The 10710-nt window shown below is 74.6% G+C and carries 9 protein-coding genes; 2 read left to right on the top strand and 7 right to left on the bottom strand.

Going from position 1 to position 10710, the window contains the following annotated elements; all coding sequences use genetic code 11:
- Together CWIS_RS18765 and CWIS_RS09005 are read left to right on the top strand one after the other, a co-directional pair.
- On the top strand, nucleotides 1–2279 hold a 2279-nt coding region (locus tag CWIS_RS18765), incomplete at its 5' end, for a hypothetical protein (RefSeq protein ID WP_231583745.1).
- A 160-nt stretch (nucleotides 2280–2439) separates the two neighbouring features.
- The gene (locus CWIS_RS09005) at nucleotides 2440–2862 is read left to right on the top strand and encodes a hypothetical protein (protein WP_048342943.1); all 423 of its coding nucleotides are present in this window, start codon (nucleotides 2440–2442) and stop codon (nucleotides 2860–2862) included.
- A 52-nt stretch (nucleotides 2863–2914) separates the two neighbouring features.
- On the opposite strand, the gene CWIS_RS09010 is transcribed toward CWIS_RS09005, so the two are convergent.
- From CWIS_RS09010 to CWIS_RS19365, 7 genes are all read right to left on the bottom strand, one after another.
- A complete protein-coding gene (locus CWIS_RS09010; protein ID WP_048342944.1) occupies nucleotides 2915–3697 on the bottom strand; it encodes an alpha/beta fold hydrolase in 783 nt (260 codons plus the stop codon).
- Entirely contained in the window at nucleotides 3697–4569 is an 873-nt protein-coding gene (locus tag CWIS_RS09015; RefSeq protein ID WP_048342945.1) for an alpha/beta hydrolase, read from the bottom strand. Before CWIS_RS09015 ends, CWIS_RS09010 begins: the two co-directional genes overlap by 1 nt.
- A gap of 10 nt (nucleotides 4570–4579) precedes the next feature.
- The gene (locus CWIS_RS09020; RefSeq protein ID WP_048342946.1) at nucleotides 4580–5440 is read right to left on the bottom strand and encodes an HAD family hydrolase; all 861 of its coding nucleotides are present in this window, start codon (nucleotides 5438–5440) and stop codon (nucleotides 4580–4582) included.
- 1 nt (nucleotide 5441) lies between these two features.
- Nucleotides 5442–5759: a hypothetical protein gene (locus CWIS_RS09025; RefSeq protein ID WP_048342947.1), complete on the bottom strand. Its 318-nt coding sequence runs from the start codon at nucleotides 5757–5759 to the stop codon at nucleotides 5442–5444.
- Between the two features lie 196 nt (nucleotides 5760–5955).
- Nucleotides 5956–7401 carry a GH1 family beta-glucosidase gene (locus CWIS_RS09030; RefSeq protein ID WP_048342948.1) on the bottom strand — a complete coding sequence of 482 codons (1446 nt, stop codon included), beginning with the start codon at nucleotides 7399–7401 and terminating at the stop codon, nucleotides 5956–5958.
- Between the two features lie 151 nt (nucleotides 7402–7552).
- The gene (gene yicI, locus CWIS_RS09035; RefSeq protein WP_048342949.1) at nucleotides 7553–9853 is read right to left on the bottom strand and encodes an alpha-xylosidase; all 2301 of its coding nucleotides are present in this window, start codon (nucleotides 9851–9853) and stop codon (nucleotides 7553–7555) included.
- Between the two features lie 125 nt (nucleotides 9854–9978).
- Nucleotides 9979–10710: beta-galactosidase trimerization domain-containing protein (locus CWIS_RS19365; protein WP_048342991.1), on the bottom strand; the 732-nt coding region annotated here is incomplete at its 5' end.

The raw sequence follows: 10710 nt of genomic DNA on the forward strand, positions 1-10710 counted from the left end.
CCGAGGCTCGCGCCCAGGTCGAGGCTCTCGACGCCAAGGCGATGCAGGTCTCCGGTGAGCTCTCCGAGGCGCACCGCCAGCTGCGGGAGGCCGAGCGCCCGACGTACTCCGGGCTCGGCTCGCGCATCGAGCAGCTGCTGCGGTCCGCGGAGGAGCAGTCCTCCGACGTCGTGACGCAGGCCAACGCCCAAGCCGCCGACGCGCTCGCGCGGGCCAAGCTGTCCGCCGGGCAGCTGCGCGCACGCGCCGAGAACGAGGTCGCCGAGCTGCTCGCGACCGCGCGCCGCGAGGCGGAGGAGGTCCGCACGACCGCCACCACCGAGGCCGAGAGCACCCTCCTGGCCGCGCAGCGTCGCGCCGAGGAGCTCGTCGGCTCCGCCGAGCGCGAGGCCGCACGCATCCAGAGCGCGATCACGACCGAGGAGAGCGAGCGCCGCACGTCGCTCGAGCGCGAGCTGGGCACGCTGCGCGCGAGCGTCGAGCACGAGGCGACGCAGCTGCGTGTCGCGACCGAGCGCACCGCGAGCGAGCTGCGCGCACGCGCCGAGCAGGAGACCACGCAGCAGCGCGACGAGGCGGACCGCTACGCGCAGGACCTGCGCCAGACGGCCGACGAGGAGACCACCGCGCTGCGTCAGCAGGTCGAGGCCGACGCGGCCGCACTGCGCACCGAGGCCGAGCGGTACGCCGCCGAGCTGCGCGCGAACGTCGCGCTCGAGGTCGCGGAGCAACGCCAGGAGGTCGGCGCCGAGACGACCTCGCTGCGCACGCAGGCGCAGGAGTTCGCCGACTCCACCCGGGCCGCGGCGGAGCGGGACGCGACCGCGCTGCAGCAGCGCGTGGCCGCCGAGGTCGCCGCGCTGCGCACCGAGGCCGACCAGTACTCGGCGTTCGTCCGGGCCCAGGCGGACCGTGAGACGGGCGAGCTGCGGGCCACGGTCGCCGACGAGACCGCCGCGCTGCGCCAGCAGGTCGAGCAGGAGATCGCGGCGCTGCGGGCGCAGGCCGAGCAGTACGCGAACGAGGTACGGGCCGCCGCCGAGCGCGAGAGCACCGAGCTGCGCGAGCGCACCACGCACGAGACCACTCATCTGCGCGAGACGACCGAGCGCGAGACCACCGAGCTGCGCGAGACCACGGGGCGCGAGAGCACCCAGCTGCGCGAGGCGGCCGACCGCGAGACGCGCGAGCAGCGCGAGCAGACCCGCCTCGACACCGAGCGCGTGCTCAACGAGGCGCGCCGGTCCGCGGGCGAGACGCTCGCGAACGCCAAGGCGCGCGCCGACGAGCTCGTGCGTGAGGCCGAGCAGCGGCTGGCCGACGCCGAGCTCGAGATCGCGTCGAAGCGCGAGGCGAGCGAGCGCGACGACGCCGCGCGGCACGACGCCGCACGCGCCGAGACCGAGCGGCTCGTGCGCGACGCCGAGGCGCACGCCTCCGAGGCCGAGGAGCGCGTGGCCAAGGCGCTCGCGCAGGCCGAGAAGGTGCGCACCGACGCCGAGAGCCACGCCAAGGAGCTGCTCGCCAACGCACGGCGCAACGCCGACAAGGTGGTCGCCGAGGCGCGCGAGCACGCCGAGAAGCAGATCTCCGAGGCGATGACCGAGTCCGAGCGTGAGCGCACCACCGCGGCGCGCCAGGTCGAGGACCTCAACCGTCAGCGTGAGTCGATCACGACGTACCTCGACGAGCTGCGCAACCTGCTCGGCCACGACCCGGACCGCGCGGCGCTCGACCGTGCGCGCCGCGCCGAGGCCGAGTTCGCCGCGACCCACGGCCCCGCCGGTGGGCACCCGAAGGATGCGGCCAAGCAGGCCGCGAAGGGCCGCTCCGCCGAGCCCGCGGCCGTGACCGCCGCGATGCCCGCCGCGGCTCCCGCGGCGGCCCGGCCCGCGGCGAAGTCCCGTCCCAAGTCGCGACCGGCCCCGCTGTCCGCCGCCGCGGCGGCTCAGCCTCAGGGTGAGGCGCAGAGCGCCGCCGCGGGCGAGCCCACCGACGGTCCGCAGCCGGACGCCGAACCGCAGGTCACCGAGCAGGCGAACGCCGAGCAGGTGAAGGGCGAGCACACGCCGACGGCGGAGTCCGGTGGCCCGGTGGACGAGGCGTCGGACGGCGACTCGCAGACCGGTCGCGAGGGCGCCGACCAGCACGACGCGCACCAGCACGGCGACCGCCAGCACGACGACGATCAGCACGACGGGGGCCGGCAGGACGACGAGAACGGCGACGGCCAGCAGGACGGGGCCTCGTCGCAGGACGAGCACGCCGGCTCTCGCTGAGCCGTCGAGCACCAGCTGAGCCAGGGAGCAGCACGAGGGGACGCGACGCGCGTCGGACGTCAGCACGCGCGTCGCGTCGCACCCCGGCCCGCCCCGCCCGTCACGGGTGGCGGGGCGCTGCGGCTCAGGTCGAGACCGTGAGCGACCGATCAGGACGAGCATGAGTGACACCGACGCCGCGCGCTGGCGCGAGGAACGCCGCGAGGCCGCACACGCGCACGCGGAGGCGCTCGAGCTCCGACGCCAGGCGGAGTCGGCCCGCGCGCACGCGATGATCACGGAGTTCGTCGCGCACGCGCTCGAGCACGGTCCCGCACCCGAGCCGCTGCGGGTGCGCACGTACGACGGTCGGCAGCGGTACCGCACCCCGCTGCAGGGCTGGTACCTGCGGTTCGACGAGACGGTCGCGATCGACACCGACGGCGCGTTCTACGTGCTGCGGACGCCGCCGAGCCTCGTCGCGCGCGTGCGCGGCGTGCGACCCGAGCCGTCGGACCCCCCGCTCGTGATCGGGGCGGGCGGCAAGGACGGCGAGTCGGTCGACATGAAGGACGCGCTCGCACGCCTGCGCGCAGCGGCCTGAGCCCACACGGCGTACGGAGAGTGCGCGCCCGCTGAAGGTGTCGGCGCGGCGATCAGGCCGAGCCGGCGCGCTGCGCGAGGTCGCTGAGGGCGGCGGCCACCGCAGCGGGTTGCTCGACCGCGGACATGTGGCCCGAGTGCGGGACGACCACGAGCTGCGCGGCGGGCGACGCAGCCACCATGTGCTCGGCGGCCGCGACGGGGGTGACCGTGTCCTCGTCGCCCACGACGACCGTGACCGGGCCGGTGAACGCGGCCAGCACGTCGGTGCGGTCGGGGCGCGCGGCCATCGCGCGCTGGGCCCAGGCGACGCCCGCGGGCGTCTGCTCCTCGATCCACTGCGCGAGCTGGTCGCTCACCTCGGGCTGCGCGGCACGGGTGCTCTCCCCCACGAGCGACGTGGCCATGGCCCGCACGGGCTCGACCGTGCCGGTGCGCTCGGCCTCGTCGGCGACGCGCAGGCGGTGGGCGCGGGCCTCCTCGGTGTCCGCGGTCGACTTGGTGTCGACCAGGCCGAGGGCCGCCACGAGCGCAGGGTGCCGTTCCGCGAGCGCGAGCGCCACGTAGCCGCCCATGGACAGCCCGACGACGACCGCGCGGTCGACCCCGCGGTCGGCGAGCGCGGCCGCGAGCCGGTCGGCCGCCGTGTCGAGCGACGGCTCGCCGCGCCCGGCGTCGGGACCCGCGGCTCCGGGGACGTCCGCGGCCAGCACCTCGTGCGAGCCGACGAGCTCGGCGGCGGTGGCCGCCCACATGCGGTGGTCGAGCGGGAACCCGTGCAGCAGCACGATCGGCGGTCGGTCGTCGCGCGCCTCGCGCAGCACGTGCAGCGTCATCACGCCTCCTCGTCGTCCGGGAGCGCGTCGCCGCGCTCGTCGTCGTCCGTGCCGTTCGTCGGCGCGACGCTCGTCGTCCCCGTGGTGGACGGTCCGTCCCACGTCGTCGGGAGCGGGGCGTGGCCCGGCAGGACGTGCCCGACGATCTCGTCGAGGGCACGCCGCACGGCGGGCTCGCCGACCCACAGGTGCTTGGCGCCGTCCACGCCGATCACCTCGGCCTGGGGCACGCGCGCGAAGCGGGCGCGCGCGTCGTCGGGTCGCAGGTAGTCGTCGAGCTCGGGGACCAGCACGACGAGCGGACGGCCGAACTCGGCCCACGCGTCGAGGTCGGCGTCGGTCGCGCGGTGCAGCGGCGGTGACAGCAGGATCGCGCCCTCGATCGCCGGGTCACGTCCGTGCATGAGCGCGAGCTCGGTGCCGAACGACCAGCCGACGAGCCAGGGCCGGGGCAGGTCGTGGAACTCGGCGTACTCGATCGCGGCCGCGACGTCGAACCGCTCGCCGACGCCCTCGTCGAACGCCCCGTCGCTGGTGCCGCGCGGGCTGGAGGTGCCGCGCGTGTTGAACCGCAGGACCGCGAGGTCGGCGAGCGCCGGCAGCCGCCAGGCGGCCTTGCGGTAGACGTGCGAGTCCATGTAGCCGCCGTGCGTCGGCAGCGGGTGCAGCGTCACGAGCGTCGCGGCGGGGGTCGCCGGGCCGCCGTCGGCCGCCAGGGGGCGCGCGAGCTCGCCGACGAGTGTGAGGCCGTCGGCCGTGTGCAGCTCGACGTCCTCGCGGTGGCCCGGCAGGACGGTCAGGGAACGGATCTGCGTGGTGTCCTGGGTGCGGTCCTGGGGAGGTCCGGCTGCAGGCTCGGTCGAGGTCGTCATCCGTTCGAGCCTAAGCCCGGGCGGCGCGCGCCCGCGCGAGAGCGGTCGCGTGCTCGAGGACGTGGGCCACGCCGTCGTCGGCGTTCGCCGGGCACGCGTGCCTGGCCCGGGCACGCACCTCGTCGTACGCGTTCGCCACCGCGAACGACTCCCCCGCCCACGCGAGCATCGGCAGGTCGTTCGGGGCGTCGCCGCACGCCCACACGTCGTCGGCCCGCAGGCCACGCTGCTCGGCCCAGCGCGCGAGCGCGTTCGCCTTGGTGACGTCCAGCGCGCTGATCTCGCCGAGACCGACCGCACCCGAGTCGACCGCGATCGCGGCGGTGCCGATCGCGGTCTGCACCGTCGCCGAGTGCGACTCGCCGTGGTCGGCCGCCGTGCGCACCAGGAGCTTGAGCGTCGAGTCCGTCAGCACGTCCTCGATGCGGCGCGCGACGGGGCTGCCGGGCGGCACGCGGTGCACGTCGACGAAGCCCCGCTCCGCCGCGAACCCCTCGGTGCGCTCGACCGCCAGGTGCACCTCGCCCAGCACGGCGCGCAACGACGCGGCGAGCTCGCCGACGAGTGCCGCGCTCATGCCGTGCTCGGCGAGCACGCGCCCGGTGGCGACCTCGACCACCGCGGCGCCGTTGGCGCAGATCGCGACGCCGTGGCCCGCGACGTGCGGAGCGAGGTCCGCGAGCCACCGGGGCGGGCGCGCGGTCACGAAGACCACCTCGATGCCCGCGTCCTCGGCGTCGCGCAGGGCGTCGGCGGTGCGCGACGAGACCGTGCCGTGCGGGTCGAGCAACGTCCCGTCGAGGTCGGTCGCCACCAGTCGCGGCGCGCGTGCGGGCCAGGTCGAGCGGGTCGTCGTCGGGACCTGCGGCACGTCAGCGCCCTCTCGCGGGTGTGCGTCTGGTCGGGCCTCGTCGGGTGCGCGCGTCCCAGCACGCCGCGTGCCAGTGCCTGCGGTCCTCGACGGCGTCACCGAACCAGGCGTCGGCCCGCCAGGCGACCACGTGCGCAGTGCCCGAGGGGACCAGCTGGTCGCACCCGGGGCAGCGGTAGTCACGCTCGCCGCCGCGCACCTGCTGCACGACCCACTCGCCGTCGGGTGCGTCCTGCACGGTGCGGCCGCCGGTCGCGCGCTGCACGTCGAGCGGCACGTGCTCGGACCCGTACGGGCGCTTGGTCGAGCGTCGGGCCATGGCTCGATCCTCCCCGATCGCGCGTCGAACGCCGAATCCGCCCCCGCGTGTCGTCCTGCACCCGCGACGGTCGCGAGCGACGGGCGACGGACGCGACTCACGGCGCCACCCGGGTGCGACCGTGCCCCGGGACGCGAGGCGCCTCGGGGCACGGTTCGGGTGCGCGGCCGACTGCGGTGCAGGCCCGCCGCTGCGGTCAGAGGATCGCGGCCGACTCCGGCGTGGGGACGGTGCCCGTCCGGATGAGCTCGGCGTACCAGTGGCCCGAGTCCTTGACGGTGCGCTCGAGCGTGTCGTAGTCGACCCGCACGATCCCGAAGCGGCGGTCGAAGCCGTAGGCCCACTCGAAGTTGTCCATGAGCGACCACACGAAGTACGCGCGGACGTCCACACCCTTGTCCCGGGCCTCGCCGACGGCGTCGATGTGGTCGTGCAGGTAGGCGACGCGCTCGGCGTCGTGCACGCGGCCGTCCTCGCTCACCGTGTCGTAGAACGCCGCACCGTTCTCGGTGATGGCCAGCGGGAGGCCCGGGTAGCGCTCGTGCAGCTCGACGAGCAGCTCGACGAGGCCCTCGGGCTCGATGTTCCAGCCCATCGCCGTGTGCGGGCCCGGCAGCGGGAGCCACTCGACCTGCGACGCGCCGACCCACGGGCTGTTGGGCGACGAGCGGTGGCCGTCCGGGCCCGGGGTGCCGTCACCCTTGGGCGGCGTGCCGTGCTTGACCTTGCCCGTGGAGTAGTAGTTCACGCCGAGCACCGCGAGCGGGACCTTGATGAGGTCGAGGTCGCCGTCCAGCACGAAGCCCCAGTCGGTGATCTCGGCCGTGTCGGCGAAGACCTCCTTGGGGTACTCGCCGTCGAGGATCGGGCCGATGAAGACCTCGTTCGCGATGGTGTCGATGCGGCGCTTGGCCTCGACGTCGGCCGGGTCTTCGCTCGCGGCACGCGTCACGTGCAGGTTGAGCGTGATGGACACCGGCGTGTCCTCGCCGAGGACGTCCTTGATCGCACGCGCGGCCAGGCCGTGCGCGAGGTTCAGGTGGTGCACCGCGCGTAGCGCCTTCTCGTCGTCGGTGACGCCCGGCGCGTGCACGCCGCTCGCGTAGCCGAGGAACGACGAGCACCACGGCTCGTTCAGCGTCGTCCACATCGTGACCCGGTCACCGAGCACCTCGGCGACCTTGCGCGCGTACTCCGCGAAGCGCAGCGCGGTCTCGCGGTTCGCCCAGCCGCCCGCGTCCTCGAGCGGCTGCGGCAGGTCCCAGTGGTAGAGCGTGACGTAGGGGTCGATGCCCTGGGCGATCAGGCGGTCGACGAGGTCGGAGTAGAAGTCCAGGCCGGCCTGGTTGAACTCGCCCGAGCCCGTCGGCTGGATGCGCGGCCACGCGATCGAGAACCGGTACGCCTGCAGCCCGAGGTCGCCCATCATCGCGACGTCCTGCGGGACGCGGTGGTAGTGGTCGGCCGCGACGTCACCGGTGTCGCCGTCGAGCACCTTGCCGGGCGTGCGCGAGAACGTGTCCCAGATCGACGGACCGCGGCCGTCGACGTCGACGGCCCCCTCGATCTGGTAGGACGCCGTGGCCGATCCCCACAGGAAGTCGGCAGGGAACTGGCGGCCGGAGGGGCGCGTCGTGGTCATGGCTGAGAGTCCTTCGATGGCTGACGGGGGCACCCGCGGTCAGACCCGCGGTCACCGCGGGCCGGAACCGGTTCCGGCGCAGTTCGAATCGTTACGATAGCGGAGAGGTCGGTCGTTCGACCAGCGTGCCGGACCACCGCACGATACCGAGTCATGAGCCCGGCCCCGCCAGGACGACCTCCAGCACGCCGACGCCCGCGGCCGCGTGCGCCTCGACGGGCTCGCCGCCAGGCGCGGCCTCGACCCGCACGCTCCACGGCGCCGTCGTCCCCTCGGCCTCGACGCGCACGGTCGACCCCTCGCGCACGACCGTGAACCACGCCGGACCGCCCGAGGACGACGGGACGCGCGTGCGGCTGCGGTGCCCGTCCGGCAGGTCGAACAGGCGCAGCGTCACGCCGTCGACCCAGTCGGTGTCCGGCCGGTCGGCGCGCGCCCCGAACGGCAGCACCGTCCCGGTTCGCACGTACAACGGGAGCGACGTGAAGTCGTGCCGCTCGCGCACCCAGCGCGGCCCCGACACGCGCGAGCCGTCGAGCAGCGACGTCCACGTGCCCTCGGGCACGTACACGTCCACGTCGCCCTCGGCGCTGAACACCGGCGCGACGAGCAGGCTCTCGCCCAGCATGTACTGCGTGTCGACCGTCGCGGTGCCGCGGTCGTCGGGGAACTCCAGGACCATCGGGCGCATCACGGGCACGCCCTGCTCGTGCGCCTGCTCGCCCAGCTCCGCGAGGTACGGCATGAGGCGGTGCTTGAGGTGCGTGAAGAGCCGCGTGACCTCGACGGCCTCGTCGTCGAACGCCCACGGCACCCGGTACGAGTCGGAGCCGTGCAGGCGGCTGTGCGACGAGAGCAGGCCGAACGCGACCCAGCGCTTGAACACCGCAGGGTCGGGCTCGCCCTCGAACCCGCCGATGTCGTGGCTCCAGTACGCGAACCCCGACGAGGCCAGCGACAGCCCGCCGCGCAGCTCCTCGGCCATCGACGCGAACGTCGACTCGCAGTCGCCACCCCAGTGCACGGGGAACTGCTGCCCGCCCGCGGTCGCCGACCGCGCGAACAGCACCGCCTCCCCCGCGCCGCGCTCGGCCTCGAGCAGCTCGAAGACCACGCGGTTGTACAGGTGCGTGTAGTAGTTGTGCATCCGGTGCGGGTCGCTGCCGTCGTGCCACACGACGTCGGTCGGGATCCGCTCGCCGAAGTCGGTCTTGAACGCGTCGACGCCCTGACCGAGCAGCTCGCGCAGGTACCCCGTGAACCACGCCGAGGCGTCGGGGTTGGTGAAGTCGACGAGCGCCATGCCCGCCTGCCACATGTCCGTCTGCCAGACCGAGCCGTCGGCGCGCGTCACCAGGTAGCCGCGCGCCTTGCCCTCGTCGAACAGGCGCGAGCGCTGCGCGATGTACGGGTTGATCCACACGCAGATGCGCAGGCCCCTGGCCTTGAGCCGCGACAGCATGCCGACCGGGTCCGGGAAGGTCGCCGGGTCCCACACGAAGTCGCTCCAGTGGAACTCGCGCATCCAGAAGCAGTCGAAGTGGAAGACCGACAGCGGCAGGTCGCGCTCGGCCATGCCGTCGACGAACGACGTCACCGTCTCCTCGTCGTACCGGGTGGTGAACGACGTCGACAGCCACAGCCCGTACGACCATGCGGGCAGCCGGGCCGGGCGGCCGGTCAGCGCGGTGTACTTGCGCAGGATCTCCTTGGGCGTCGGCCCGTAGATCACGTAGTAGCGCAGCCGTTGACCCGCGACCGAGAACTGGGTGCGGGAGACGACCTCCGTGCCGACCTCGAACGACACCAGGCCCGGGTCGTCGACGAACACGCCGTAGCCCGCGTCCGACAGGTAGAACGGCACGTTCTTGTACGCCTGCTCGCTCGCCGTGCCGCCGTCGGCGTTCCAGATGTCGACGCTCTGGCCGTTCTTGACGAACGGGCCGAACCGCTCGCCCAGCCCGTACACGTGCTCGCCCACGCCGAGCGAGAGCTGCTCGTGCACGTACGCGCTGCCCTGGGCGTCCGTGACGATCCCGATGCTGCGGGGCGTCGAGGACGTCAGCACGCGGCCGTCGCCCACGAAGTCCACGCCCCACGCGCCCCCGGTGCGCACCGCCGCCGTGAGCGCACCCGAGCGGACCTCGGCGACGCGCGCGGCCTCGTCGTGCGTGATCTTGAGGTCGGGTGTCCCGCTCGCGACCTCGAACCGGGGGCCGCGGGCGACGTCGCCCGTGTGGTGCTCGATCTGCACGCCGACGACGTCGTCGAGCGGCGAGGAGAACGTCACGGTGACCAGCGGGCGGTTGAGCGTGTCGCCGCGCGTCGTGAGGGGCGCGGTCGAGGACCACACCGTCAGCGAGTCGTCGTCGACCCGCACGTCCGCGACGTCACGGGGGCGCAGCACCTGCACGCCGGGCAGCGTGAGCCAGTAGCCGTCGGTGAACTTCATGGGGTGCTCTCTCTCGCGTCGCTGGCGACCGTCGTGTGAGGTCGTGGTTCGTGCGGCCGGGTTCGTCGGCCGGGTGCACGCCGGTTCGTAGGCGGCAGGGCCCCGTCGAGCGGGCCGCTGCCGGCTCAGCCGGGCGGGCTCGTCGTGCGGCGGACCACGGCAGCGCCGCCGCCGGGCAGGCGCAGGCGGCCGGCGACGACCGCGGTGCCCAGGCCCTCGACCTCGCCGGACCAGGTCTCGCCGACGTCGACCTCCCGCTCGTCGCCCGCGAGGTTGAGCAGGAACAGCAGGTCGCCGCGCTGCGCCACCTCGACGCCGTCGGGCACGTGCGCGAGCGGCCCGCGCACCCCTGCTGCCGCCGCGGCGTCAAGCACGACGCGGTCGAGCAGGTCCCCGCCGGGCAGGTGCGGGTCCGGCACGGTGCTGACGTACCAGGCCTGGCCGCGCTCGCCCACGAGGCGGCGCGTGACGGCCGGTGCCCCCGCGAGGTCCGCGCCGCCGTACGTCACGAGGACCTGCGCGTCCCGCGCGGTGAGCCGCTCGGACCACACGCGCGCGGCGTGATCGCCGTACCGCTCGCTGAGCAGGCTCGTGCCCGCCTCGGGCAGCGGCCGCCACTCCTCGCCCGCGATCCCGAGCACGTCGACCCACGGACCGGGGAACGGTCCGGTCCGCACGCGCGTCGTCGGGTCCTGCGCCGCGCTGAACGGGCCGACGACGAGCACGCCTCCGCGCTGCGGCACGCGCGCGACGGCGGCGGCCGCAGCGTCGTCGACGAGCGGGAGCGCGGGGACGACGACGAGGTCGTACGCGTCGAGGGTGGCGTTCGAAGGGACGACGTCGGTCGCGATCCCCGC

It is taken from the genome of Cellulomonas sp. A375-1, assembly GCF_001040865.1.
Classification (GTDB): Bacteria; Actinomycetota; Actinomycetes; order Actinomycetales; family Cellulomonadaceae; genus Cellulomonas; species Cellulomonas gelida.

Excerpts from the sequence above, each read along its gene's own strand:
- CWIS_RS09005 (WP_048342943.1), top strand. The coding sequence starts at position 2,440 with ATGAGTGACACCGACGCCGCGCGCTGGCGCGAGGAACGCCGCGAGGCC.
- CWIS_RS09010 (WP_048342944.1), bottom strand. The coding sequence starts at position 3,697 with ATGACGCTGCACGTGCTGCGCGAGGCGCGCGACGACCGACCGCCGATC.
- CWIS_RS09015 (WP_048342945.1), bottom strand. The coding sequence starts at position 4,569 with ATGACGACCTCGACCGAGCCTGCAGCCGGACCTCCCCAGGACCGCACC.
- CWIS_RS09025 (WP_048342947.1), bottom strand. The coding sequence starts at position 5,759 with ATGGCCCGACGCTCGACCAAGCGCCCGTACGGGTCCGAGCACGTGCCG.
- CWIS_RS09030 (WP_048342948.1), bottom strand. The coding sequence starts at position 7,401 with ATGACCACGACGCGCCCCTCCGGCCGCCAGTTCCCTGCCGACTTCCTG.
- yicI (WP_048342949.1), bottom strand. The coding sequence starts at position 9,853 with ATGAAGTTCACCGACGGCTACTGGCTCACGCTGCCCGGCGTGCAGGTG.